Annotated in this window: 24 protein-coding genes; 8 read left to right on the top strand and 16 right to left on the bottom strand. The window is 65.0% G+C overall.

Features of this window, described 5'->3' with window-relative positions; translation table 11 throughout:
* Positions 1-113 precede the first annotated feature (113 nt).
* Positions 114-1,445 (bottom strand): MFS transporter, encoded by a 1,332-nt coding sequence (locus WN73_RS40995; RefSeq protein WP_060910809.1) that lies wholly within the window; start codon positions 1,443-1,445, stop codon positions 114-116.
* Between the two features lie 80 nt (positions 1,446-1,525).
* Here WN73_RS40995 and WN73_RS40990 point away from each other — a divergent pair, with 80 nt between their 5' ends.
* On the top strand, positions 1,526-1,966 hold the full coding sequence (locus tag WN73_RS40990) for a ribosomal maturation YjgA family protein (protein WP_060912950.1): 441 nt from the start codon (positions 1,526-1,528) through the stop codon (positions 1,964-1,966).
* Here WN73_RS40990 and WN73_RS40985 read toward each other — a convergent pair.
* The 4 genes from WN73_RS40985 to WN73_RS40970 all read right to left on the bottom strand — a co-directional run bounded on the left by WN73_RS40985 (position 1,951) and on the right by WN73_RS40970 (position 5,498).
* On the bottom strand, positions 1,951-3,117 hold the full coding sequence (locus tag WN73_RS40985) for a winged helix-turn-helix domain-containing protein (protein WP_271558003.1): 1,167 nt from the start codon (positions 3,115-3,117) through the stop codon (positions 1,951-1,953). The genes WN73_RS40990 and WN73_RS40985 overlap by 16 nt on opposite strands.
* 115 nt (positions 3,118-3,232) lie before the next feature.
* Complete coding sequence (locus tag WN73_RS40980; RefSeq protein WP_060910808.1) at positions 3,233-3,487, bottom strand: hypothetical protein; 255 nt, start codon at positions 3,485-3,487, stop codon at positions 3,233-3,235.
* Positions 3,488-3,608: 121 nt separating this feature from the next.
* A complete protein-coding gene (locus WN73_RS40975) occupies positions 3,609-3,854 on the bottom strand; it encodes a hypothetical protein (protein WP_060912949.1) in 246 nt (81 codons plus the stop codon).
* A 255-nt stretch (positions 3,855-4,109) separates the two neighbouring features.
* Positions 4,110-5,498, bottom strand: a complete 1,389-nt coding sequence (locus tag WN73_RS40970) for a caspase family protein (protein WP_271558000.1) — start codon at positions 5,496-5,498, stop codon at positions 4,110-4,112.
* Positions 5,499-5,822: 324 nt separating this feature from the next.
* Here WN73_RS40970 and WN73_RS40965 point away from each other — a divergent pair, with 324 nt between their 5' ends.
* Positions 5,823-6,464, top strand: a complete 642-nt coding sequence (locus WN73_RS40965; protein WP_011085204.1) for an OmpA family protein — start codon at positions 5,823-5,825, stop codon at positions 6,462-6,464.
* A gap of 171 nt (positions 6,465-6,635) precedes the next feature.
* Here WN73_RS40965 and WN73_RS40960 read toward each other — a convergent pair whose 3' ends face one another.
* Together WN73_RS40960 and WN73_RS40955 are read right to left on the bottom strand one after the other, a co-directional pair.
* The gene (locus WN73_RS40960; RefSeq protein ID WP_271557997.1) at positions 6,636-8,585 is read right to left on the bottom strand and encodes a hybrid sensor histidine kinase/response regulator; all 1,950 of its coding nucleotides are present in this window, start codon (positions 8,583-8,585) and stop codon (positions 6,636-6,638) included.
* Positions 8,586-8,681: 96 nt separating this feature from the next.
* Complete coding sequence (locus tag WN73_RS40955; RefSeq protein WP_271557995.1) at positions 8,682-10,112, bottom strand: phospholipid carrier-dependent glycosyltransferase; 1,431 nt, start codon at positions 10,110-10,112, stop codon at positions 8,682-8,684.
* A gap of 51 nt (positions 10,113-10,163) precedes the next feature.
* Here WN73_RS40955 and WN73_RS40950 point away from each other — a divergent pair, with 51 nt between their 5' ends.
* Entirely contained in the window at positions 10,164-10,865 is a 702-nt protein-coding gene (locus WN73_RS40950) for a FecR family protein (protein WP_028175076.1), read from the top strand.
* A 2-nt stretch (positions 10,866-10,867) separates the two neighbouring features.
* Positions 10,868-12,010 (top strand): hypothetical protein, encoded by a 1,143-nt coding sequence (locus WN73_RS40945; protein ID WP_271557992.1) that lies wholly within the window; start codon positions 10,868-10,870, stop codon positions 12,008-12,010.
* 139 nt (positions 12,011-12,149) lie between these two features.
* Here WN73_RS40945 and WN73_RS40940 read toward each other — a convergent pair whose 3' ends face one another.
* The 3 genes from WN73_RS40940 to WN73_RS40930 form a co-directional block, all read right to left on the bottom strand.
* Complete coding sequence (locus WN73_RS40940; protein ID WP_011085196.1) at positions 12,150-12,638, bottom strand: VOC family protein; 489 nt, start codon at positions 12,636-12,638, stop codon at positions 12,150-12,152.
* A gap of 44 nt (positions 12,639-12,682) precedes the next feature.
* Positions 12,683-13,111, bottom strand: a complete 429-nt coding sequence (locus tag WN73_RS40935) for a VOC family protein (RefSeq protein WP_028175078.1) — start codon at positions 13,109-13,111, stop codon at positions 12,683-12,685.
* Between the two features lie 131 nt (positions 13,112-13,242).
* On the bottom strand, positions 13,243-13,755 hold the full coding sequence (locus tag WN73_RS40930) for a cupin domain-containing protein (protein WP_011085194.1): 513 nt from the start codon (positions 13,753-13,755) through the stop codon (positions 13,243-13,245).
* A gap of 126 nt (positions 13,756-13,881) precedes the next feature.
* Here WN73_RS40930 and WN73_RS40925 point away from each other — a divergent pair, with 126 nt between their 5' ends.
* On the top strand, positions 13,882-14,100 hold the full coding sequence (locus WN73_RS40925; protein ID WP_011085193.1) for a CsbD family protein: 219 nt from the start codon (positions 13,882-13,884) through the stop codon (positions 14,098-14,100).
* A gap of 151 nt (positions 14,101-14,251) precedes the next feature.
* Here WN73_RS40925 and WN73_RS40920 read toward each other — a convergent pair whose 3' ends face one another.
* Positions 14,252-14,716 carry an FKBP-type peptidyl-prolyl cis-trans isomerase gene (locus WN73_RS40920; protein ID WP_011085192.1) on the bottom strand — a complete coding sequence of 155 codons (465 nt, stop codon included), beginning with the start codon at positions 14,714-14,716 and terminating at the stop codon, positions 14,252-14,254.
* An 84-nt stretch (positions 14,717-14,800) separates the two neighbouring features.
* Positions 14,801-16,387: a gamma-glutamyltransferase gene (ggt, locus tag WN73_RS40915; RefSeq protein ID WP_271557986.1), complete on the bottom strand. Its 1,587-nt coding sequence runs from the start codon at positions 16,385-16,387 to the stop codon at positions 14,801-14,803.
* A 198-nt stretch (positions 16,388-16,585) separates the two neighbouring features.
* On the opposite strand from ggt, the gene trhO reads away from it, so the two are divergent.
* A complete protein-coding gene (gene trhO / locus WN73_RS40910; protein WP_028175081.1) occupies positions 16,586-17,353 on the top strand; it encodes an oxygen-dependent tRNA uridine(34) hydroxylase TrhO in 768 nt (255 codons plus the stop codon).
* Positions 17,343-17,561, top strand: coding sequence for a SlyX family protein (locus WN73_RS40905; RefSeq protein WP_271557983.1), 219 nt, complete (start codon positions 17,343-17,345; stop codon positions 17,559-17,561). Before trhO ends, WN73_RS40905 begins: the two co-directional genes overlap by 11 nt.
* 23 nt (positions 17,562-17,584) lie before the next feature.
* Here the strand turns inward: WN73_RS40905 and WN73_RS40900 are convergent, their stop codons facing one another.
* Both WN73_RS40900 and WN73_RS40895 read right to left on the bottom strand, forming a co-directional pair.
* Positions 17,585-19,489 carry a sensor domain-containing diguanylate cyclase gene (locus tag WN73_RS40900; RefSeq protein WP_271557981.1) on the bottom strand — a complete coding sequence of 635 codons (1,905 nt, stop codon included), beginning with the start codon at positions 19,487-19,489 and terminating at the stop codon, positions 17,585-17,587.
* A gap of 172 nt (positions 19,490-19,661) precedes the next feature.
* Complete coding sequence (locus WN73_RS40895) at positions 19,662-19,877, bottom strand: hypothetical protein (RefSeq protein ID WP_060912948.1); 216 nt, start codon at positions 19,875-19,877, stop codon at positions 19,662-19,664.
* A 106-nt stretch (positions 19,878-19,983) separates the two neighbouring features.
* Here WN73_RS40895 and hemE point away from each other — a divergent pair, with 106 nt between their 5' ends.
* Positions 19,984-21,018 carry a uroporphyrinogen decarboxylase gene (hemE, locus tag WN73_RS40890; RefSeq protein WP_011085186.1) on the top strand — a complete coding sequence of 345 codons (1,035 nt, stop codon included), beginning with the start codon at positions 19,984-19,986 and terminating at the stop codon, positions 21,016-21,018.
* 188 nt (positions 21,019-21,206) lie between these two features.
* Here the strand turns inward: hemE and hemC are convergent, their stop codons facing one another.
* Together hemC and WN73_RS40880 are read right to left on the bottom strand one after the other, a co-directional pair.
* Entirely contained in the window at positions 21,207-22,187 is a 981-nt protein-coding gene (gene hemC, locus WN73_RS40885) for a hydroxymethylbilane synthase (protein ID WP_028175084.1), read from the bottom strand.
* Between the two features lie 26 nt (positions 22,188-22,213).
* The gene (locus tag WN73_RS40880) at positions 22,214-23,839 is read right to left on the bottom strand and encodes a GMC family oxidoreductase (protein WP_028175085.1); all 1,626 of its coding nucleotides are present in this window, start codon (positions 23,837-23,839) and stop codon (positions 22,214-22,216) included.
* Between the last annotated feature and the right edge of the window lie 10 nt (positions 23,840-23,849).

Genomic DNA, 23,849 nt, shown 5'->3' with positions numbered 1-23,849 from the left:
GACAGCTCGCAGCCCGGATGGGCGCAGCGCAATCCGGGGCCTTTTGGAGCATCGTGCGCGTGGTCCCGGATTTCGCTTTGCTCCATCCAGGCTACGCAGTCGTGAGTGGTGCTTTACCGCCCCTGCCCGGCGAACTCGTGCTTGCTGTCGTGGCCGCCGACAAACACCAGGATGCCGGCGAGCAGGGGCAGCACCGCGAGCACCAGCAGTCCGGTCGAGGTCTGGCCGGTGGCTTCCTTGACCCAGCCGATCAAATACGGCCCGCCGAAGCCGGCGAGGTTGCCGATCGAGTTGATCAGGGCGATGCCGCCGGCCGCGGCCGTGCCGGACAGCCAGGCGGTCGGTAGCGTCCAGAACACGCCGAAGCAGCAGAACACGCCGATCGCGGCCACCGTCAGCACCACCATCGTCAGGGTGGGGTCGGTGAGGTAGGAGGAGACGCCGAGCGCGACCGCGGTGAGCAGCAGCGGCGCGCCGACATGCATCACGCGCTCGCGCGTCGCATCGGAATGCCGCGCCCACAGGATCATCGCGATGGTGCCGAACAGATACGGGATCGCGGTGACGAAGCCGGTCTGGGCATTGGTGAGACCGAACGCTTTCACGATCTGCGGCAGCCAGAACTGCATGCCATAGAGCGCGCCGACGAAGCCGAAATAGATCAGGCTGAGCGCGATCACCTTCGGCGAGGACAGCGCTTCGCCGAGCGACAGATGCTTCACCGCCTGCTTGGCGGCAATTTCGGAATCGAGCTTCGCCTTGAGCCAGGCCTTCTGCTCGGCCGAGAGCCAATCCGCCTTCTCCGGCCTGTCGGTGAGGTAGAACCAGGTGACGATGCCGAGCAGCACCGAGGGGATGCCTTCGATGATGAAGAGCCACTGCCAGCCCTTCAGCCCCATCACGCCGTCGAGCCCGAGCAAGAGGCCCGAGACCGGCGCACCGATCACGGTCGAGACCGGGACGGCGATGGCGAAGGCCGCGAGGAAGCGGGCACGATACTCGGCCGGATACCAATAGGTGAGATAGAGGATGATGCCGGGGAAGAACCCGGCTTCGGCGACGCCGAGCAGGAAGCGCAGGACGTAGAAGCTCGTCACGCCGCTGACCATCGCCATCAGCGCCGAGATGATGCCCCAGGTCACCATGATGCGGGCGATCCAGCGGCTGGCCCCGAACTTCTCCAGCGCCAGATTGCTCGGCACCTCGAAGATGAAATAGCCGATGAAGAAGATGCCGGCGCCCCAGGAGAAGATCAGCGGCGTGAATTTCAGCTCCGCGTTCATGGTCAGCGCGGCGAAGCCGAGATTGACGCGGTCGAGATAGGAGAAGAAGTAGGCCAGCACCAGGAACGGGATCAGGCGCCAGGAGATGGCGCGGATGGTCGAGGTCTCGATTTCCGTCTTGGCTGTGCCGGCGGAACCGGCATAGGTCGTGGTCTGGCTCATGGCTTCCCCCCGGGGTTGTTGCTTTTATGGGCTGATCCGGGGTTTTGAGCATCGCCGCGAAAGAGTCAATGGAGCAAGCAATGCATGGGGCGCAGCCGGTCAAACCCATAGCGCCGCTTCGGACATCCCTGGTCCGGGCCGGGCTGGCGCTGGTCGTGATCGCCTGCGGACTGTCCCTGCGCTGGTACGGCTTCCCGCTCGGCCTTCCCGCCTTCGTCGTGAAGTATGGCGGCTCGCTGTTGTGGGCCACGATGGTGTTCGTGCTGGTCGGGGTTTTGCTGCCAAGGCTGTCGCGGATGCAGCTTGCAGCCATCGCGGCGGCGATCGCGGTGGTCGTCGAATTTTCCCGGCTGGTGCACACGCCGTGGCTCGATGCGTTCCGGCTCACCACGGCCGGCGCACTGCTGCTCGGGCGCATCTTCTCGCTGTGGAATCTGGTCGCCTACGCAGCTGGGATTGCGTTCGGCGTCTGGATCGATCGGCTCGTTGAGAGGCGCAGCCTCGCTCAATCCGCCAGCTGAAACCGCTCGAAGCGATCGAGCTCTTCCTCGATCACACGCTTGAGCTCCTTGCGCCCCGCGGTCTTCCTCCCCTCCCCGACCCAGGTCCATTTCTGCATCAGGAGCTTCTTCGCCTGCCGGTCGGTCTTGAGATCGAGCGCGGCGACGATCTCGTCGCCGACCAGCACCGGAAGCGCGAAATAGCCGAGCTTGCGCTTGGCCTTCGGCACATAGGCCTCGAACAGATGGTTGTAGCCGAAAATGAGACTGGTGCGTTTGCGCTGGATGATCAGGGGATCGAACGGCGAGAGGATGTGGACGAGATCGGGCGATGGCCCCTCACCGCCGGCCTCCAGCACCGCGGGCGCCGCCCAATGCTCCTGCTTGCCGGCGCCGTCGATCGCGACAGGGACGAGCTCGCCGCGACGGACGCACGCGGCAATCAGGCGCGCGACCGCCTTCTTGCTCGGCGCGTCGAGATGACAGACCGAATCGAGACTCACCACGCCCTGCGACCGCAGCGCACGATCGAGCAGATAGGCCGTGATGTCCTTTGCCGATGCCGGCTTCGGCAGCTTGTCCCAGCCGAAATGGCGCGTCATCAGCTCGTAGGTCTTGAGCATGCCCTGGCGCTCGCTGATGGTCACGGCGCCGGTGTAGAAGGCAAGCTGCAACGCGCGCTTCGAGGGCTTGCGGCTCTGCCACAGATGCTCCTTCTCGGTGAGCACGTCGTCCTCGATGTCGCGGATCGTCAGCGGCCCGGCACGCACCAGCCGCATCACCTTGCGCGTGTCGGCCGGCTTCACCGAGGCGAACCATTTGTGCCCTTCGCGCCGGTGCTCGCGCATCGCCGGCAGGAAGAAGCGGAAATCGTTCGAGGGGATGTAGGACAGCGCATGGGTCCAGTATTCGAACACGCTCCTGTCGACGCTCTGGGCCTGGCGCAGATCGGCGCGGCGGTAGGACGGAATGCGGCTGAACAGGATGTGGTGGTGGCAGCGCTCGATGACGTTGATGGTGTCGATCTGCACGTAGCCGAGATGAGCGGTCGCATCCGCAACGGCCTGCGCACCCTCGCCGAACGGGGTGCGCTCATCCAGCCGCTGGGCGTGCAGCCAGATCTGCCGGGCCTGTGTCGTGGTGAGTGGGATCGGTTTGGGCGCGCGTGACATTGCAGGAAGCAATGTAGCGGGATTCGCACCGGGAGAAAGCAGCGGACCAGGAGCAACAAAAGAAAATGCCGCGCTGCCATCTGCTGACAGCGCGGCCGTTCGGCATGAACGAGGCCTACTTCGCCATCATGGCCTTCTGCGACTTCATGTAATGCATGCAGCCGCTCTTCATCTTGCCGTTGCTCATGTCGGTGTTGGCCATGGCCATTTCCTTGTTGGCCACCATCTTGGCCGGCGTGTCGGCGGTGCCCATCATCATGGCCGTCGATTTCATCATGTTCTCGCCGGTGCACGCCATCATGGCGGCGGAGGCGGGGGACAACGAAAGAGTGAACGCGACAAAAGCTGCGGTCGTGAGCAACATCTTCATAGAAAAGTCTCCTCCGTAAAACGAAACCGGCGTCATGCCGGCCTTCGCAATTACGTATTCTCTCGCGCGGACGTTTCGCGGAGAAGACAATTTTCTTGCTGCGCTGCGAAGACGAAGGGCCTCAACGGCCGTCTTTCGGCGCTCTGGGCCGATCGCTGAGGCTACCGGTGGCGATATCGGGCTCGCACGAGGCCTTGCCGCGCCCCTCCGCCTGGCAGCGATAGACGCTGCCGGTGAGACGATCGACCAGCCACATGTTCTCGTCGTTCGGCCCGTCGAGGCCGACATAGCGGGAGGTCAGGCCCGTGATCAGGGTCGACAGCAGGATCGCCACCGCGATCATCGCCGCGCCGATATAGATGGGCATGGAGCTCAGGGACACAGACCGATCCGGCGGGCCGCTGCGATAGGACTGATAATCACTCGGCCTCGGCACTGGATGGAACTCGGCTCCCCTTCGTCTGCGGTTGATGGCGAAGAACTCTGCTAGGCTTGCATCTGGCCGATTTCTTGTTCGCGAGCGGGCCCTGCGGAGACGGCTTTGCGGCCATCGGTGTGCAAGGGTTTCCAAAGCGGAAGCGGCCCGGGATCGAGCTGCCTTCACGCATCGCCGTTCGCCGAACTACCGCCGGAACAGGCCGCCTATCATGTGGCCGAACAAGCCGCCCGGCCCGCCCATGCCACCGCCACCGCCGTGAGCACGGCGGCCGCCACCACCGGACGCGCGGCGACGGGCGAGTTCGTCCTCGGACTCGTCGGAGGCGGTAACGCGGGCAGAGACGATCTCGGACTGCATCGCCTTGTGCTGAAGCTTGTTGAGATAGCCGGTCGTGGGATAGCCGCGCGCCGCCTGCCAGCGCTTGATCACGGTGCGGGTCTCCTCGTCGAACTTGCCGGTCGCCCTGACGTCGAAGCCGAGGCCGGTGAGGCGGCGCTGCACGTCGCGGCGCTGGTTCTTGTCGAGACCGATCTGGTCTTCGGAGACCTGGTCGGCCGTATCCGTGAAGGTCGCGGGATCGACGCCGGCAGTGAGGTTGCGCGTCGTCGTCGAGGGGCCGTCCTGGAGCGCGGCAATGCGGGCGAGCGCCAGCGGCTTGAAGGTGCCGTTCGGATAGTTGGTGAGGTAGGCGTTGAGCTCCTCGACCTTGTTGGTGTCCTTGATCGAGCGCCAGAACTCGAGCTCGACCTCGCCGGCCTGCGCGACGACGGATGCCGACGCTGCGGCATCGGGCGCTGCCATGGCCGCCGGATTGAGATAGACCGTGCCGGTGAGATTGGTGTGGCCCCAAGGCAGCTGCGCCTTGTTGGTCTCGTCGTTGACCTGGGCCCGGACCCTGGTCATCGCTTGCTGGATCTCGATGCCGGGCTGGGCGATATTGGCGAGAAGCGCGCGGGTGAACGGGCTGTTGGTGCCGGCTTCGCCGTCGAGCGCGGTCTGGCCGGGGCCGGTTGCGAACGCGATCAGCGTGCCCTCGCCCGACTTCATCTCGGCAAGGCCGCTCGCGACATTGACCGACCGCGTCGCCCTGGCCGAGCGGATCTTTGCGGCGAAGGGATTGTCGCGGCAGGCATCGAGGAACACAAGCTTCACCTTGGCATCCGCCATGGTCTGCTCCAGCGTCAGATCGACGTTGATGGCAGCGCCCAGCTTGACGTCCATCTCGGATTTGAGGTCGGCGTCGACAGGCAGCAGGTAATTGGTGCCGTTCACAGCGATGCCGTGGCCGGCATAAAAGAAAAGCGCCACATCGGCGCCTTCGCTCTTCTTGCCGAACTCGAGCAGCTTCGCCGTCATGGCGTCGCGGCTGAGGTTACTACCCTCGACCACGTCGAAGCCGACATTGCGCAGCACCCGTGCCATCGACCTGGCGTCGATCGCGGGGTTTGGAAGCTGTGGGACATTCTTGTAGGCGGCGTTGCCGACCACGAAGGCAACGCGCTTGTCGGCGAACGCCGCGTTACCGCTGAAGACGAAGGCTGCGAAGGACACTGCCGCGATCAGGAAACGCATGGTCTTTCTCCAGAGATCAAGAACCACCGACGCCCCCAGTGTGATCTCTTCCACGGAAGAGAAATGTGATTTAGATCACGTTTGGGTCGTGAAGGATCGAACCGGCCTCAAAGAAGACGCGACGATAATTGCTGGCCTGCCGAGCCTGACCTTCCCTCCGGAAGCAAAGCAGCCCGGTCGCGCACTCCGAAACGGCGCAAAGTGCGCTAGGATGAGCCCGCAGGCTCCTGCAGCCACCGTGACCAGGATCACATCGGGGGCTTTGAACCTGCCCTATGCTCGCAACATCAAATCGTCATCAGGCGTAACAGCGAGGATACCACAATGACCCGTTTTGATAAGTTTTTTGCACTGAAGGCGATTACGCTCACGGCCGCGCTGTCAATGACGGCGGGCTTGGCACTGGCCGGCGACAACAACATCTCTTCCGACAAGATCCTGGATGCGTTGAAGCCGAAGCCGGTGACCCGCGGTCTGTCCGCCGGTCCGCAGGCCGATCCGGCGGTGCAGGCCAAGGAAGCGACGTTCCTGAACACCGTGCGCAACCGCTCGACCCGGTCGCTCTCGACCGGCGAACGCGAGCAGATCGCCGAGTTGGCTGCGACCAAGCCGAAGATCGATCTGGAGATCCAGTTCGACTACAACTCGGCCGACATCGCCAAGACGTCGGTGCCGTCAGTGCAGGCGCTCGGCAAGGCGCTCTCCGACCCGGCGCTGAAGGGCTCGACCTTCGTGGTCGCCGGACACACCGACGCGATCGGCGGCGAAGAGTACAACCAAGGGCTCTCCGAACGTCGGGCCGACACCATCAAGAAGTACCTGGTGCAGAACTACGGCCTCAACGGCACCGATCTCGTCACCGTCGGCTACGGCAAGACCAAGCTGAAGGATACCGCCAACGGCGCCGACCCGATCAACCGCCGCGTTCAGGTCGTCAACATGGACACCAAGACCGCGTCGAAATGATCTAGAGCATCATCCGGACCCGGAGGGCCGCGCTAGCGCAAAGTGCGCAGCGGCTTTCCGAAAAGACCATGCTCAGACAATGAACTACAGCGCGATGACGATTCATTTCAATCTCATCGCGCTGTAGTGCCGACCCACCGCCCGCCGCCCGCGCGGCAGGCGGACCCCGGCTCAGACCGGCACCGCTGCGGCGAGTGCCTCCCGCACCAAGCGCGCAAGCTCCGCCTTGCGGTAAGGCTTTTCAAGGATCGGGGCGCCCTGCTGGACGTGACCGTTCGCCGCCAGTGTTTCGAGGGCGTAACCCGACGTCAGCAGCACGCGCATCTCGGGCCTTGCCTTGCGCGCGAGCCCTGCAAGCTCCCAGCCGTTCACGCCTCCGGGCATCACGACATCGGTGAACAGCAGGTCGATGTGCGGCGCTGCGGCGAGCGTCTGGAGCGCCTCCTTGCCGTCGACCGCGGAGATCACCCTGTAGCCCAGGCTCTCCAGGCTCATCACCGCATAGGAGCGGACGAACGGATCGTCCTCGACCACCAGCACGGTTTCGGAGCCGCTCTGCACCACCTCCTTCTCGACCGCCAGCGGCGCGCTCTGCGTCTTCGCCAGCACGGCCGGAAGATAGATCCGCACGGTCGTCCCCAGGCCCGGCTCGCTGTAGATCGTGACATGGCCGTTGGATTGCTTGACGAAGCCGTAGACCATGCTGAGCCCGAGCCCACTGCCCTTGCCGACCTCCTTGGTGGTGAAGAAGGGCTCGAACGCCCGCTCCAGCACCCGCCTCGGCATGCCGGAACCGGTGTCGGTCACGGCGATCACGATATACTCGCCCGGCCCGACGTCGGGATGCGTGTTGTGATCGCCCACATCGAGCGATGCGTTCGCCGTCGAGATGGTCAGGCGCCCGCCTGATACCATCGCGTCCTGAGCGTTGAGCGCGAGGTTGAGGATCGCCGATTCGAGCTGCACCGGATCGGCGAAGGCCTGCCGCAGCGCGGGATCGAAATTCGTGGAGATCTCGATATCCTCGCGAAGGGTCCGTCGCAGCAGCTTGTGCATGGACTCGACGAGCTTGCTGCATTCGGTCTCCACTGGCCGCAGCAGCTGCTTGCGGCTGAAGGCGAGCAGGCGCTGCGTCAGCTCCGCGCCGCGCTCGCCGGCGCTACAGATGTCGTCGGCAAGCCGCTTCAAATCCCCGCGCGCCACCAACTGCTCGGCCAGATGTTCGGCGTTGCCGACGATCACCGTGAGGAGATTGTTGAAATCGTGAGCGATGCCGCCGGAGAGCTGCCCGACCGCCTCCATCTTCTGCGCCTGCATCAGCTGGGCCTCGGTACGCTTGCGGTCAGTCAGGTCATGGATCATGCCGACGAAGATGGACGAGCCGTCCTGCTTGGCCTCGCCGACCGAAAGATCCATCGGGAAGGTCGAGCCGTCCTTGCGCCGGCCCACCACCTCGCGGCCGATGCCGATGATCTTCTTCTCGCCGGTGGCGACGAAATTGCGAATATAACCATCATGCCCGGAGCGGTAGGGCTCCGGCATCAACATCCGAACGTTCTCTCCGAGGACCTCGTCGGCGTGATATTTGAAGAGGCTCTCGCAGGCCGGATTGAACTTCAGGATGATGCCGTCGGAATCGATCAGGATTACGCCATCGACGGCGGTATCGACGACCGCGCGCAGCCGTGCCGCGCTCTCGCGCAGCTCCCGCTCGACCCGCTCGCGCCCAGTGAGGTCGTGAATGATGCCGACGAAGATCGACTCTTCCCCGGCCCGCTTGGTCTCACCGACCGAGAGATGCATCAGGAAGGTCGAGCCGTCCTTGCGCTGACCCACCACCTCGCGGCCGATACCGATGATCTTGCGGTCGCCGGTCGTGTGATAATTGTGCAGGTATCCGTCATGAGCGTCGCGGTAGGACGGCGGCATCAAGACCTTGACGTTCCGGCCTATCACCTCGTCCGCGGGATAGCCGAACAGGCCTTCGCAGGCCGGATTGAACATCAGGATGGTTCCGCGGGCGTCGATCAGGATCACGCCGTCGACCGCGGTATCGACGACGGCGCGCAGCCAGTCGGCGTTGGATTGATCCGGTCTGGCGATGCGCTCCGCCGTTCCCACCTGCCGCCTCTCCGATTCCGAAGATCGCGGCCAGTCCACACGCGCTGATTGATTCAGGCAAGAGAATTCTACCGGGCCTATGCACGCGAGCGGGCACTAGATCCAGCTCTGGAACAGCATCAGCCGGTTGAAGCCCTGCATCGACGTTCCGATGAAGGCTGCGGAGATCGGCAGCATGATCGCAAATCCGATCGCGGCGAGGCCGACATAGGCCCACAGCAGCCAGCGCGGCAGGCCGTTCCGGCGCAGCACATAGATCAGCGCAAGCGACGCCGCGGTCGCGGCCGGCAGATAATAGTAGATGAAACCCAGCGTGCGCGGCAGCAGCGCCCAGGCGAGCCACGGGCCGAAATAGAACGCCGCGATCAGGAACGCGTCCCAGCGGCGCGCGACGACGACGTCGCGCAGCACGATCGCGAGCGCGGCCAGCGCCGGCCACAGCACCAGCGGGTTGCCGAGGAAGACGATAGCCGACACGCTGTCCTCCGCCGTCTTGTCGAACAGGAACCACACCGGGCGGGCGAGCAGCGGCCAGGATGGCCACGAGCTCATGTAGGTGTGTCCGGCGATCGCAGTGGTGGTGTTGTCGGCAAAGATCCGGCGCTGCCCCTCGATCAGATCGGGCAGCGACAATCCATAGAGCGGAATGAAAGCGGCAAGATATGTCATCGCCGGCAGCACCGCGAAGCAGAGCGCGACATGCGGCGCCCTGAAGTCGGGCCAGAGGTCGGGCCGATACCAATCGTCCGGCCTTGCGTCGGCGAACAGCGTGCGCCAGCCCTGCATCAGGCGGATCACCGCGACGATGACGATGCAGATGCCGAGCGGAAACAGGCCGCTCCATTTGCAGGCCGCAGCACAGCCGAACAGGCTGCCCGCGAGCGCGAACAGCGCATGCGGCCGTTCCCTGCGAAAGCCATGCATGAAGGCGGCGGTCGCGAGCAGTCCGAAGCCGAGCGCGAAGATGTCGAGCATCGCGATGCGCGCCTGCACGTAGAGCATCTGGTTGAAGGCCGCGATCAGCGCCGCGGCGATCGCGGGCCCTTGCGCGGCAAACAGCGCGAGGCCGCACAGATAGATCGCGACGATCGCAAGCGCGCCGAACAAGGTCGCCGGATAGCGCCAGCCGAGCGCGTTATCGCCGAACGTCGCAATCGACGCGGCGATCAGCTCCTTGGCCAGCGGCGGATGCATCGGATTGAGCATCGGCTGCGACATCACCGGCGCAAGCATCTGCCGCGCCGCCGGGACGTAATGCACCTCGTCGAAAACGAACTTCTCCGGCGGGGTAAGACCGATCAGCAGCGCCAGATGCGCCATCAGGAAAATTGCGACAGCAATCACTGCGCTCCGCGACATCTTCGGAACCGCAGGCAATTCAAGCGGCTTTTGTGGGGATGTTTTGCGTGGCAAATCTGCTTCACCGCGGAGAAAACTATGGATGACGCTTTTCATTGAACGCATTCTGCCGCAACTGTCACTAAGCATAGCGCATGTCCCGCGCCGCTTGTGATAATTTCGCCACATCGCAAGCGCGCGCGATCCGGTACGATCAGGGACACATCGATCGGTTGCGAAATGAATTTGCGTTTCTGGCTTTTCCTCTCTCTGTTGTCGGCCGTAGTGTGCGCGGCGCCTTGCGCGCAGGCGCAGACGCGCGTCGGCGAAGCCGTCGTGATCCAGAACGAGGTGGTGCGCGTCGCCGCGACCACGACGCCGATCAGCGTCGGAGACAGCATGCTGCGCGACGAGACCGTGCGCACCGGCGCCGACAGCGCGGCGCGCTTCGTCATGGCCGACAGCACCAATCTGTCGCTCGGTCCCAGCGCCACGCTGAAGCTCGACCGCACCGTCTTCAACGACGAGCACAGCTATCGCGACGTCGCGATCCGCATGACGACAGGCGCATTCCGCTTCGTCACCGGACATTCCGAGAAGACCGCCTACAAGATCACGACGCCGCTCGCGACCATCGGCGTGCGCGGCACCACGCTCGACATCCTGTCCCAGCGCGGCCGGTCCGTCGTCGTGCTTCAGGACGGCGCGGCCAGCGTCTGCACGACGAGCTTCCAGTGCGTGCAGCTCACCCAGCCCGGCGATACCGCGGTCATCACCTCGACGGGCGGCAAGGTCAGCATCACCAAGACCAACACGCCGCCCTGGACCTTTGCCGCGACCTGCACCGCGAATGCCGGGCTATGCTCGGTCAACCAATATGCCAACGCCTCGCCGACCATCACGCCCGCCGTCCATGACGACGGCATGCTGTGCGGACGGTGACGATGGCGGAACTCCACCTGAGGCGCTTCATTCTCGCCGGCGTGCTGACCGCAGTGGCTGCGTTTGCGCTCGTCGCGTTCGATGCCCGTCCAGCGGCTGCGCAGGCGGCCTGCGAGTCCGAGTGCGGCGAACCGACGCCCACCCCGTCACCGACATATTCGCCCTCGCCAGCGCCGTCCCCGAGCCCGTATCCGTCACCGAGCCCGTATCCGTCGCCGAGTCCGTATCCCGCGCCGAGCCCGACGCCGACCGGCGCTGACTCCAGCGGCAACTCGATCGGTGGTCTCGCCAACCAGCGCTTCAACCAGATGATCACCAACCGGGTGCTCGGCACGGTGCTGCTCGGCGTCAACGAGCAGGTCAATTGCAGCGACTGCATCAGCGCGTTCGGCTCGGCCGGCTCGTTCTCGGCCGGCATCCACGGCCGCAAGGAGCTGGCCAACAATCTGTCGCTGCTCGCCGGCATCGCCTACACGCAATACAGCGAGGGTGGCTACAACATCACCAGCGCACCGATCGGCGCCTTCGCGCTGCGCTATGATTTCACCGATTGGGGCTCGTCGCGCCCGTTCTTCGACATCGGCACGATCCTGACGCCGTGGGAGAAGGCGCGCTACACCCGCAGCTACAACACCAGCCTCGGCCCGGTGAGCGTCACGAGCTCCACCAACGCCTCCAACTACGCCGTCTACGGCCGCGCCGGCTGGATGAGCCGCGTCTCGCCGCGCGACGAGGTCGCCGCCTCGATCGAGGTCTGGCAGCTCTGGCAGCGCGTGTCCGGCTATTCGGACAGCGCCGTGGCGTTCAATCCGTTCGACGCCACGATCGCGACCGGCACCGACCGCACCAGCCTGGTCAAGATCGGCGGCCAGTGGACGCATCTCTACGGCAGCAACATCGAGGCCAACATCAACGGCGGCTGGGTGCAGTCGTTCGCCAGCCATAGCGGCATCGTCGCCACCGTGACCGGCGACGGCATGGTGGTGCCGACCATGGGCAACCAGGGCTGGTTCGAATATGGCGGCCGCCTCGGCTTCCGCGTGCAGAAGGGCTGGATCGTGGACCTCTTCGCCAATGGCACGCTGGGTCCGCAGCCGGTGGGGAACACCATCCACGGCGGCGTGGGGCTAAGGATTAATTATTAGCGGCGGCTTGGTACGCGCAGCCCCGGTCTCGTAGGGTGGGCAAAGCGCAAGCGTGCCCACCACTCCTCTCTCAACTGGGGACAGATGGTGGGCACGGCGCAATAGCGCCTTTGCCCACCCTACGGCACCTGTGCCGCCGTCACGCCGCCGACTTGCCCTCGAACGCCTGACGCAACACGGCGACGTCGAGCTTCACCATCTTCATCATGGCCTGCATCGCGCGCGCGGCCGCGGCCTTGTCGGGGCTCGTAAGGAATTCGAACATCACCTTCGGCACGACCTGCCAGGCCACGCCCCAGCGATCCCTGAGCCAGCCGCACTGCTCTTCCTTGCCGCCATGGGCGATGAAGGCGTTCCAGACGCTGTCGACCTGGGCCTGGTCGTCGCAATGGATCATCAGCGAGATCGCGTGGGTGTACTCCATCTTCATGCCGCCGTTGAGCGCGACCAGGGGCTGCCCGGCCACCGTGAACTCGACGACGAGCACGGAGCCTGTCTTGCCGGATGGGCCGTCCGAAACGTTGCGCTGGACGTGCGTGATCTCCGAATTCGGAACGAGCGAGACGTAGAACTTCGCGGCTTCCTCGGCATCGCCGTTGAACCACATGCAGGGCACGAGCTTGGACATGGAGAACGCTCCTCTTCAGGTTTTCAATGCTCTCGGATTTTCGATCAGGCGTTCGCCATCTCGGACTGCGCGGCGAATGCCGCGAGGTCCATCCAATTCACACCCCACATATGGCCATCCGGATCCTCGAAGCTGCGGCCGTACATGAAGCTGTACTCATCCTTCGGGCTGGGATCGGCCACCCCGCCCGCGACCTCGGCCTTGCCGACGATGGCGTCGACTTCGTCGCGGCTGTCGGCCGACAGGCAGAGCAGCACCTGGTTCGAGGTCTTCGCATCCGCAATCGGCTTGGGTGTGAACTGGCGGAATTTGTCGTGGGTCAGGAGCATGGCGAAAATGGTCTCGGAGAAGACCATGCAGCTCGCCGTATCGTCGCAGAACTGCGGGTTCCTGACCGCGCCGACCGCCTCATAAAAGGCCGTGGCGCGCTTGAGGTCGGTCACCGGCAGGTTGACGAAGATCATCTTGGGCATCGGAAGCTCCTTGGGCGGGGTTCTGCCCAAGGACGGACGGGCAGACGGCCATCCGACACGGCTTCCGGATATTTTTTTCAGGCCCGCCTGCCGTAGTTCTGTCGCACAGAACCGGCAGGCCCGGGCCGGCCTTACTTCTTCTCGTTCGGGTCCCGGTGCACCGGATCGATCCACAGCACGGTCTCCGGCTTCTCGACCGGCTCGATGTCGAGATTGATCGCCACCGCCTCGCCGTCGCTGCGCACCAGCACGCATTCCAGCACCTCGTCGGGGCTGGCGTTGATCTCCTGGTGCGGCACGTAGGGCGGAACGAAGATGAAATCGCCGGGGCCGGCCTCCGCGGTGAATTGCAGGCTCTCGCCCCAGCGCATCCTCGCCTTGCCCTTCACCACATAGATGACGCTTTCGAGATGGCCGTGGTGATGTGCACCGGTCTTGGCGTCGGGCTTGATGCTGACCGTGCCCGCCCACAATTTCTGCGCACCGACGCGTGCAAAGTTGATGGCGGCCGCGCGGTCCATGCCGGCCGTCGACGGCACGTTGGTATCGAGCTGGTTGCCGGGAATGACGCGCACGCCGTCATGTTTCCAGCGATCGTCATGATCGTGTGCATGGTGGGAATGCGTGTGGTCATGGCCCGTCATGATCTTGCTTTCTGTTGGTTCCGTGCGCGGCAAACTAACCAAAGCCGCGACATCAAGCCATACCAAAAAAGGAACGCTCGTAGTCGTCCCGTGTTGTCCCCGCGATAGAACTGGAAGGAGAGTTTCATGGGTAGCACGACCGACAAGATCAAAGGCAACGCCAACGAGGCGATCGGCAAGGCCAAGCAGGGCATCGGCGAGGCAACCGGTTCCGACCGCCTGAAGGGCGAAGGCGTGGTCCAGGAGGTGAAGGGCAAGGGCCAGCAGGCCATGGGCGATGCCAAGGACGCCGCGAAGGAAGCGATCGATCGCGCCGCGGCTGCAGCGAGGCGCGCGGCAGAGTGACGCGCGCAGAGCTGCAAACGAAAAGACCGGCCGCAAGGCCGGTCTTTTTTGTTTTGTCCATTCGCACCGTCATTCCGGGGCGCGAAGCGAACCCGGAATCTCGAGATTCCGGGCCTGGTCCTGCGGACCATCCCGGAATGACGCTGCGCCGTCACTTCACCGCGAGCAATTCCACGTCGAACATCAGCGTCGCGTTCGGCGGGATCACGCCGCCGGCGCCGCGCGCGCCATAGCCGAGCTGCGGCGGGATGATCAGCGTGCGCTTGCCACCGACCTTCATCGAGGCGACGCCCTCGTCCCAGCCGGCGATCACGCGGCCCTTGCCGATCGGAAACTCGAACGGCTCCTTGCGATCGACCGAGGAGTCGAATTTCTTGCCCTTCTGGCCGTTTTCATAAAGCCAGCCGGTATAGTGCATCACGCAGATCTGGCCGGGCTGCGGCGAGGCGCCGGTGCCGACGGCGGTGTCGATGATTTGCAAGCCTGAAGCTGTGGTCATGGTCTTTCCTGCGGTCTGGGCCGAGGCCGTGGTGGAAACGAAATCGGACACGCCGGCGATCACGGTGATCGCGAGTGCCGACATGATGGCGAGGAGCACGCGCTGGAAACGCTGCATAAGACACCTTCCGTTTGAGGCGGGAGGTGTCTAGCGCAACGAGGGTGCAGTTTCCAGCCGTAACGTTGCAGCTCTGGCCCTCGATCAATAACCCAGCGCGCAGCCGTCCTTGCGCGGATCGGAACCGCCGGTGAGCGTGCCCTTGTCCCAGTCGATCCAGATCGCCTGGGCGCCGCCAAGCGGGCCGACCACGCTGGTGGTCTTGTGGCCGAGCTTCTTCAGGCCCTCGACGATGTCGGCCGGCACGCTGTCCTCGAGCTGGTACTGGCCCTCGTAGTGCAGGCCGCGCGGCATGTCGATCGCCTCCTGCACGTCGCAGCCATAGTCGAGGATGTTGGTCAACAGATGGGTCTGGCCGGTCGGCTGGTACTGGCCGCCCATCACCGCAAACGGCATCGTGGAACGGCCGCCCTTGGTGAGCAGGCCCGGCATGATCGTGTGGAGCGGGCGCTTGCCGCCCTCGATGCAGTTCGGATGGCCCGGCTGGATGCGGAAGCCACCGGCGCGGTTCTGGAGCAGCACGCCGGTCTTGTTCGAGACGATCGCCGAGCCGAAGGAATGCGCGACCGAATTGATGAACGAGCAGACGTTGCGGTCCTTGTCCACGACCGTGATGTAGATGGTCGAGGGGTTCATCGGCGGCGCGACGTTCGGCAGGTCGAGCATGCCGTCCATGCGGATCTTGCTGATGTACTCGTCGGCAAAGCCCTTTTCGAGCATCTCTGCGACGTTGATCTTCATGTGGTCGGGCGAGGCGACATGCATCTCGCGGTTCATGTAGGCGATGCGCGCGGCTTCAGCCTCGAGATGGAAGCGCTCGACGCTGACGGGCGCATACTTGGTCAGGTCGAAGCGCGACAGGATGTTGAGCATCAGAAGCGCAGTGACGCCCGGGCCGTTCGGCGGGCACTGCCAGACGTCGTAGCCCTTGTACATGGTGCCGATCGGCGTCGTCACTTCGGTGGTATGCGCGGCGAAATCGTCGAGCGTGTGCAGGCCGCCGATGCCGCGCAGGGTCTCGACCATGTCTTCCGCGATCGCGCCCTTGTAGAAGGCGTCGCGGCCGTCCTTGGCGATCGCGCGCAGCGTCTTGCCGAGCTCGGCCTGGCGGATGATGTCGCCGGCCACCGGCGGCTTGCCGCCCGGCAACAGGTAACGCACGGTGTTGGTGCCGCCCTTCAGCTTCTCCAACTGGTTCTTCCAGTCGAACGCGATGCGGGGGGCGACGACGTAGCCTTCCTCGGCCGCCTTGATCGCGGGCTGGAGCAGGCGGTCGAAGCCGAACTTGCCGTGATCGCGCAGCACGGTCGCGAAGGCGTCGATCACGCCGGGGATCGAGACCGCGTGCGCCGAGGTCAGCGGCACGGACGTGATCTTGCGCTCGAGATACCAGTCGGCATTCGCCGCCTTCGGTGCCCGGCCGGAGCCGTTATAGGCGATGATCTTGCCTTCACCGCGCGGCTGGATCAGCGCGAAGCAGTCGCCGCCGATGCCGGTCGATTGCGGCTCGATCACGCCGAGCACGGCCGAGCCGGCCACAGCCGCGTCCACTGCCGTGCCGCCCTCGCGCAGCACCTCGATCGCGGCCAGCGAGGCCTGCGGATGCGAGGTCGCCACCATCGCGTTGGTGGCGTGAACCGTGGACCTGCCGGGGAAATGGAAGTTTCTCATGCGAATTCTTGCTCTCTTGGGCCGTGCACGCGCACGGCGCGCCCTCTCGGAAAAACCGGGCTTACATGACACATTCCCGCCCGCCGGGGCAATGCTGGCATGCCAGGGAAATGGCTGCCATCCGCTGGGCGTATAGACCTTTTGCAAGCTCCGGCCATGCGGGTTTTCTGGGCGCCGGCCGCCTGCTAAACGAGCCCCATGTCTGACAAGAATTCGGTCACCAAGGTCGCCGCCTTCTACCAGTTCGCCGCCCTGCCCGATTACCGCGAGCTGCGCGAGCCGCTGCGCGCGTTCTGCGCTGGCCTGGCGCTGAAGGGCAGCGTGCTGCTGGCGCAGGAGGGCATCAACGGCACGATCGCCGGCGCACCTGACGCCATCGACACCTTCGCTCATGAACTCGCCCATGGCGTCATGTTCGGCGGCCGGCTGGACAATCTCGAGCTGAAATTCTCGACCGCCGAGGCGATGCCGTTCGGCCGGCTCAAGGTGCGGCTGAAGAAGGAGATCGTCACGCTCGGGGACGCGGCTGCCGATCCGACCCGGCAGGTCGGCACCTATGTCGATGCCGCCGCCTGGAACGCGCTGATCGCGGCGCCGGACACGCTGGTGCTGGACACCCGCAACGCCTTCGAGGTGGCGATGGGCACGTTCGAGGGCGCGGTCGATCCCGGTATCAAGAGCTTTGGCCAGTTCAAGGACTTTGCCGCGGAACGGCTCGATCCGGCAAAACACCGCAGGATCGCGATGTTCTGCACCGGAGGCATCCGCTGCGAGAAGGCGAGCGCGCACCTGCTCGCGCGCGGCTTTGCCGAGGTCTATCACCTCAAGGGCGGCATCCTGAAATATCTGGAAGAAGTGCCGGAAGCGCAGAGCCGCTGGCGCGGCGAATGCTTCGTGTTCGACGAGCGCGTCGCGCTCGGCCACGGACTGCGGGAACGGGACAAGGACGCAACACGTGACCAATGAGATCAAGACGCTGAGCGAACGCATCGACACGCTGGAGACGCGCCTCGCCTACCAGGACGACACGATCGAGACGCTGAACCAGACCATCACCGCGCAGTGGAAGCAGATCGACGCGCTGACGCGGCAGATCGCGCAGTTCAGTGAGCGGCTGCAGGAGGCCGAGACGAATGCGCCGGGCCCCGCCAACGAGCGCCCGCCGCATTATTGAGCGATATTGCTGCCGGACGGCCTTTACTGACCGGACGCTTTGGGCAGCAGGTTCATGACCTCGCCCGACATCATCAGCCGGTCACGGCCCATATCCTTGGCGGCGTAGAGCGCGCGGTCGGCGGCCTCCACCAGCGAAGCGGACCCTGCGGTGCGCTCGAACGACGGCCGGCAGGTCGCGCCGCCAAGCGAGACGGTCACAGATGCCGAAATCGGGCTCGAGGCGTGGACGAGGCCTGCCTGGTGAATGGCCTCGCGGATCCGCTCGCCGATCCGGGCGCAGCCGGCCGCATCGGTATTGGGGAGCAGCATGGCGAATTCCTCGCCGCCGTAGCGCGCAGCCAGATCGCCGGCGCGGTGCATCTCGGCCGCGAGGATCTTTGCGACCACGCGCAGGCAGGCGTCGCCCGCGGGATGGCCATATTCGTCGTTGTAGGCCTTGAAATGATCCACGTCGATCATGAGCAGGGCGAGGCTGGAGCGGTCGCGATAGGCACGCGCCCATTCGTCGTTCAGCCGGTCGTCGAAGCAGCGGCGGTTGGCAAGCCCGGTGAGGCTGTCCTCGGTCGCGAGCGTCTCGAGCCTGGTTTCCAGCGTCTTCTGCTCGGTGATGTCGCGCGAGATCGCGACCACGCCGTCGACGCTGCCGTTGTCCTTGCGTGTCACCCGCATGGTCGATTCGAGCCAGACTTCGCCCTTCTGCCGGTGCGAGTTGCGATAGGTGACGCGCACCTCGTCCTTCTCGCCGCGCTTCATGGCATCGACGAGGGCCTGGACCTGCGGCAGGTCGTCCGCTTGAACGCCCGCGAGCGCGGGCGTTCCGATCAGCTGGCTGGCCCGCCAGCCGACGACGCGGACCGACGAGGGAGAGACATAGCGCAGCCGCTCGTCGAGCCCGATACGGGTCACCATGTCGCTGGAGCCTTCTGCGAGCAGGCGGAAATGTGCTTCCTTCTCGACCAGGGCCGCCGCCATGCGCTGGCCCCGCTGCAACTGCCGCACCAGCACCGCGCCGATGATCGCGATCAACATGACCAGCGCGAGCACATACAGCATGCGGGAAATCGCGGCGGCGCGCCAGGGCGCCAGCAGTTGGTCCTTGTCGACGGTCGCGAGCAGGAAGAACGGATAGCGGCCAGAGCGCTTGAAGAAGCTGACGCGTTCGGCGCCGTCCAGCGGCGACTTGAAGTGATAGGCGCCGCTCGGCCGTTGCAGGCTCGGGTTGCGGAACAGCGGCTTGTCGGCGACGCTGCGTCCGACGAATTTCTCGTTGCTCGGGTAGCGCGCGACGATCAGGCCGTCGCCATGCGTCAGCGCCACGGAGCTGTTGCGGCCGATCTCGAACTGCTCGTAGAAATGCGACAGATATCCGGAGCTGATGGTCGCGAGCACCACGCCGCCAAAGCTGCCGTCCGGCTTGTTAAAGCGGCGCGACAGGGTGAGGACCCATTCGCCATCGAGCAGGCTCTTCACGGGACGGCCGAGATGGGCCTCTCGTTTCGGGGAGAGCTGGTGATGGCGGAAGAACGCGTCGTCGCTGAGCGTCGAGCCGATCGTGCCGGGCGAGGTCAGCCAGTTGCCATGGTCGTCGATGATGGCGAAGCTGTGCACGCGCTCCGTCGCCTTCTTGCGCACCTCCATGAGGTTTCTGAGCTTGGCGACCGTGGCAGGGTCGGTGCCGTCCATCTCCAGCCGGCTGACGACGCCGACGACGCCGGAATCGAGCAGATCGAGGCTGTCCTCGGCATGCTGCGTCAGCGAGCGCGCAACGTTCGCCATCTCGGTCTCGGCGCCCTTGAGCACCGCGTCGCGAGCGGCCCATTCACGCCAGGCGCTGACGCCGAGGATGGTCGCGCAGGTCAGCACGACAAACGCCGCCGCGCGTAGCGGCAGGCGGCTCCATCCGGCTCGTTGGGTAGCAGCGCTCATGCGGCAGAATTCTCCGATCGTTCGGAAACTCTGCCGCTTCTGTTATTGAACTCTGAAATGACTGCCGAAATACACCGTGATACCTGCGCTTTCCCGTAGTCCTACGGACGCAAGGATCAGCGCATCGCTAACAGGGTATTAGCGAACCTATCGGAATCCGGCGCCCCTCCCGCTAGCTGAAGATGGCCTTAACCTTGTCCCAGAGCGAGGGATTGTCCGCGTCTGCATCGGCCTTCGAGGGTGTCGGCTGGGCGACACTCACGGGATCGGACGCCGGGAAGCTGTCCTTGAGCCCGGTATCGAGCTTCGCATGGCGATCGGCGACGAGTGCCTCATGCAGATCGTCGGCGTGCTTGTCGTGCGGCGCGGGATTGAATGACTCAACCATGATCTCCTCCATTGGTTGGTCAACGCGGCCCAATTGCGCTTGTTCCCCTGTTCCGCTGAAGGCCGCGGCGGTGTATCAGGAGCCGTAACCTTGCTCAGGATCCTTCGTGCCCCAGTCAGCGACAAAGCCCTTCATCGACGTGCTCTCCGGCCAGCGCCAAGCCATCCCGCCGATGTGGATGATGCGCCAGGCCGGCCGCTATTTGCCGGAATATCGCGAGGTGCGGGCGAAGGCCGGCGGTTTCCTCGATCTCTGCTTCAACCCGGAACTTGCGGCCGAGGTCACGCTGCAACCGATCCGGAGATTCGGCTTCGATGCGGCGATCATTTTCTCGGACATTCTGGTGATCCCCTACGCGCTCGGCCGCTCAGTGCGCTTCGAGGTCGGCGAAGGCCCGCGGCTCGAGCCGCTGGATGATCCTGCGAAGGTCGCCACGCTCGCCCCGCGCGCCGACTTCGGCAAGCTCGCGCCGGTGTTCGATGCGCTGAAGATCGTGCGCGGCGCACTCGATCCCAAGACCGCGCTGATCGGCTTCTGTGGCGCGCCGTGGACGGTGGCGACCTACATGGTCGCGGGCCACGGCACGCCCGACCAAGCCCCGGCGCGGATGATGGCGTACCGGCATCCGGACGCGTTTGCGAAAATCATCGACGTGCTGGTCGACAACTCGATCGAGTATCTGCTGGCGCAGCTCGCAGCCGGTGCCAATGCCTTGCAGATCTTCGACACCTGGGCCGGCGTGCTGCCGCCCGCCGAGTTCGCGCGCTGGTCGGTCGAGCCGACGCGGCGCATCGTCGAGGGCGTGCGCGCAAAAGTGCCGGACGCGAAGATCATCGGCTTTCCCCGCGGCGCCGGCGCGCAATTGCCTGGTTATGTCGAGGCGACCGGCGTCAACGGCGTCAGCATCGACTGGACCGCGGAGCCGGCCTTCATCCGCGAGCGCGTGCAATCACGCGTCGCCGTGCAGGGCAATCTCGATCCGCTGGTGCTGATCACGGGTGGGGCCGCGCTCGACCGCGCGGTCGACAACGTGCTGGCGAACTTTGCGCAAGGGCGCTTCATCTTCAATCTCGGCCACGGCATCCAGCCGGAAACGCCGATCGCCCATGTCGAGCAGATGCTGAAGCGCGTGCGGGGGTGACAAGTCCCGCCCCCGAAGGGGCGGAAACAAAAAACGCGAAAACAACCCCATGCACAGTAGATGCACAGTACAAATCATTGGAGAATTTCGGTCGGCATGGTTCTGAGCCCTGCCGCGATCACGTTTGACTCGTCGGGCAAGACAGGCGCAGAATTACATGATCGCACCGACGATCGTTTAGCAGCAGGCTAGCGCGGCCGACTGCGCTCGATGATCTCGGCAGCGCCCTTCCCCAGCAGTTCAAGTCCCACCGCACGGCCAAGCTCACGCGGCCGGTTGGCGGGGCCTGTGCGCGAGGCTTCGATGATGGTGTTGCCGGAGAGGTCGAGCACGGATGCGGTGAGCGACATCTGATCGCCGGCGATGGTCGAGAAGCCCGCCACCGGCGAATTGCAGTGACCGTTGAGCACCCACAGCACTTCGCGCTCGGCATCGGCAGAGGCGTGTGCAGAGGGATCGTCGATCGATGACAGGATTTTTCGCGTTTGCCAGTCCTGCGCGGCGCATTCGACGGCGACGATGCCCTGCCCCGCCGCCGGCAACATCTCCGCCGGCGTAAACTCGTAGGCAATGCGGCTCGCCAGACCAACGCGATCAAGGCCCGAGCGCGCCATGATTAGCGCATCCGCCGGCCCCACCGCGCCGCCATCCGGCAGGCGCTGCTTCTCGCCATTGTCGAGCTTTCGCACACGCGTGTCAGCAGCCCCACGGAAGTGGATCACTTCTACATCGGGGAACAACCGCCGCGCATAGGCGCCCCGGCGGACGGCATTGGTGCCAATTTTAAAACCCTTGCCGCGCGACTGGCGCAGCGCCTCCAGCGTCACGCCGTCGCGCAGCACCAGCGCATCGCTTGGCGGATCGCGTGACAGCGTGGCGCCGATGACGAGGCCGGGCGTGTCCTCGTTGCCCGGCATGTCCTTCAGCGAATGCATCGCCGCCTGGAGCTCACCCGACAGGACGGCGGCGCGGATCTGCGCCACGAAGGCGCCGCCCTTGCCGCCATGCGGCAACAGCTTGCTGGTCTGGTCGAGATCGCCCGTGGTGTCGAACTTGACGATCTCGACGTCGAGACCGGGCACGGCGGCGGTCAGGCGGCGCGCGATCTCTTCCGTCTGTGCCAGCGCCATCGCGCTCTTGCGTGTGCCGATCTTCAGTCGCGTAGCCAAACTGTCTGCTCCTTCTCGCGCGGGTTTTACCGCGCATCCTCCAATATCATGTCGGAGGCCTTTTCGGCGATCATGATGATCGGCGCGTTGGTGTTCCCCGATACGAGGTCCGGCATGACCGAGCCGTCGACGACGCGAAGGCCTTCGAGCCCCCTCACCTTCAGCCGCTGGTCCACCACCGCGAGCGCGTCGTTGCCCATACGACAGGTCGAGGTCGGATGGTAGATGGTGCTGCCACGCTCGCGGCAATAATCGAGCAGCTCTCCATCCGTGGATACCTTCGCCCCGGGATCGTATTCGCTGACCACGAACGGCTTCAGCGCCGGCGCATTCAATATCTTGCGCAGGATCTTCAGGGCCTCGACGTTGGTGGTGCGATCGGTCTCGGTAGACATGTAGTTGATGCGGATTTCCGGCGGCACGGTCGGGTCGGCGCTCCGGATCCGCAAGGTCCCCCGGCTTTCGGGGCGGAGCTGGCAGACCGAGGCGGTGAAGCCGGAGAAATCGTGCAGCTTCTCGCCCATCTTGTCGGTCGAGAACGGCAGGAAGTGGACCTGGATGTCGGGCGAGGCAAGCCGCGGGCTGGTCTTGAAGAACGCACCCGCCGTACCGGCCGCGATCGTCAGCCAGCCCTTCCGGAACAGCGCATAGCGCGCGCCGGCGAGCGTGCGGCGGAGCGGATGATTGACGGTGTCGTTGAGCGTGATCTTCTGCGAGCAGCGCATCACGATGCGGACCTGCATGTGGTCCTGGAGATCGTGGCCGACGCCTTGCGCATCCAGCACCACGTCAATGCCGTGCTTGCGCAGCAGATCGCCGGGGCCGACGCCGGAGAGTTGCAGCAGCTGCGGCGAATTGTAGGCGCCGCTCGATAGCACGATCTCCTTGCGCGCGCGGGCACGGCGCACAGTTGCGCCCTGCCGATACTCGACGCCGACGGCGCGGCGGCCCTCGAACAGCACGCGCTGGCCGAGCGCCTCGGTCTCGATCCTGAGGTTGCCGCGCGTCTTCGCCGGGCCGAGATAGGCGACCGACGTCGAGGCGCGGCGGCCGTTGCGCGTCGTGGTCTGGAACAGGCCGACGCCTTCCTGCGTGGCGCCGTTGAAATCGGGATTGTAGGGCAGACCGGTCTCGACCGCGGCGTCGATGAAGGCCTTCGACAGCGGATCGGTCACGGTCATGTTGGAGACCGGCAGCGGGCCGTCGCTGCCGTGATACTGGTCGGCGCCGCGCGACTGGCTCTCGGCCTTCTTGAAATAGGGCAGCACGTCGTCATAGCCCCAGCCGGTGTTGCCGCGCTGGCGCCAGCGGTCATAGTCCTCGTGCTGGCCGCGAACATAGAGCAGGCCGTTGATCGAGCTCGAGCCGCCCAGCGTCTTACCGCGCGGCTGGAACACCTGGCGCCCCTTCAGCTCGGGCTCCGGCTCGGTCTGGTACATCCAGTTGACGCTCTTCTCCTTGAACAGTTTGCCGTAGCCGAGCGGCACGTGGATCCAGATGTTGGAATCTTTCGGGCCGGCCTCGAGCAGCAGCACGCTGTGCTTGCCGTCCGCAGACAGGCGGTTGGCGAGCACGCAGCCGGCGGAGCCGGCGCCGACGATGATGTAGTCGAATTCGGGATCGATTGGTGCGAGAGAGGAGTTTGCGGTCATGTCTTACTAG

Origin of the sequence: Bradyrhizobium sp. CCBAU 45394 (genome assembly GCF_028128655.1) — a bacterium.
Lineage (GTDB): Bacteria > Pseudomonadota > Alphaproteobacteria > Rhizobiales > Xanthobacteraceae > Bradyrhizobium > Bradyrhizobium diazoefficiens.
This window is presented reverse-complemented; position numbering and strand designations above follow the sequence as displayed.

Excerpts from the sequence above, each read along its gene's own strand:
- WN73_RS40955 (WP_271557995.1), bottom strand. The coding sequence starts at position 10,112 with ATGTGGCGAAATTATCACAAGCGGCGCGGGACATGCGCTATGCTTAGT.
- WN73_RS40975 (WP_060912949.1), bottom strand. The coding sequence starts at position 3,854 with ATGCCCATCTATATCGGCGCGGCGATGATCGCGGTGGCGATCCTGCTG.
- WN73_RS40980 (WP_060910808.1), bottom strand. The coding sequence starts at position 3,487 with ATGAAGATGTTGCTCACGACCGCAGCTTTTGTCGCGTTCACTCTTTCG.
- WN73_RS40880 (WP_028175085.1), bottom strand. The coding sequence starts at position 23,839 with ATGACCGCAAACTCCTCTCTCGCACCAATCGATCCCGAATTCGACTAC.
- ggt (WP_271557986.1), bottom strand. The coding sequence starts at position 16,387 with ATGAGAAACTTCCATTTCCCCGGCAGGTCCACGGTTCACGCCACCAAC.
- WN73_RS40895 (WP_060912948.1), bottom strand. The coding sequence starts at position 19,877 with ATGGTTGAGTCATTCAATCCCGCGCCGCACGACAAGCACGCCGACGAT.
- WN73_RS40930 (WP_011085194.1), bottom strand. The coding sequence starts at position 13,755 with ATGACGGGCCATGACCACACGCATTCCCACCATGCACACGATCATGAC.
- WN73_RS40935 (WP_028175078.1), bottom strand. The coding sequence starts at position 13,111 with ATGCCCAAGATGATCTTCGTCAACCTGCCGGTGACCGACCTCAAGCGC.
- WN73_RS40990 (WP_060912950.1), top strand. The coding sequence starts at position 1,526 with ATGCATGGGGCGCAGCCGGTCAAACCCATAGCGCCGCTTCGGACATCC.
- WN73_RS40970 (WP_271558000.1), bottom strand. The coding sequence starts at position 5,498 with ATGCGTTTCCTGATCGCGGCAGTGTCCTTCGCAGCCTTCGTCTTCAGC.
- WN73_RS40985 (WP_271558003.1), bottom strand. The coding sequence starts at position 3,117 with ATGTCACGCGCGCCCAAACCGATCCCACTCACCACGACACAGGCCCGG.
- trhO (WP_028175081.1), top strand. The coding sequence starts at position 16,586 with ATGTCTGACAAGAATTCGGTCACCAAGGTCGCCGCCTTCTACCAGTTC.
- WN73_RS40940 (WP_011085196.1), bottom strand. The coding sequence starts at position 12,638 with ATGTCCAAGCTCGTGCCCTGCATGTGGTTCAACGGCGATGCCGAGGAA.
- WN73_RS40995 (WP_060910809.1), bottom strand. The coding sequence starts at position 1,445 with ATGAGCCAGACCACGACCTATGCCGGTTCCGCCGGCACAGCCAAGACG.
- WN73_RS40965 (WP_011085204.1), top strand. The coding sequence starts at position 5,823 with ATGACCCGTTTTGATAAGTTTTTTGCACTGAAGGCGATTACGCTCACG.
- WN73_RS40900 (WP_271557981.1), bottom strand. The coding sequence starts at position 19,489 with ATGAGCGCTGCTACCCAACGAGCCGGATGGAGCCGCCTGCCGCTACGC.
- WN73_RS40925 (WP_011085193.1), top strand. The coding sequence starts at position 13,882 with ATGGGTAGCACGACCGACAAGATCAAAGGCAACGCCAACGAGGCGATC.
- WN73_RS40945 (WP_271557992.1), top strand. The coding sequence starts at position 10,868 with ATGGCGGAACTCCACCTGAGGCGCTTCATTCTCGCCGGCGTGCTGACC.
- WN73_RS40920 (WP_011085192.1), bottom strand. The coding sequence starts at position 14,716 with ATGCAGCGTTTCCAGCGCGTGCTCCTCGCCATCATGTCGGCACTCGCG.
- WN73_RS40950 (WP_028175076.1), top strand. The coding sequence starts at position 10,164 with ATGAATTTGCGTTTCTGGCTTTTCCTCTCTCTGTTGTCGGCCGTAGTG.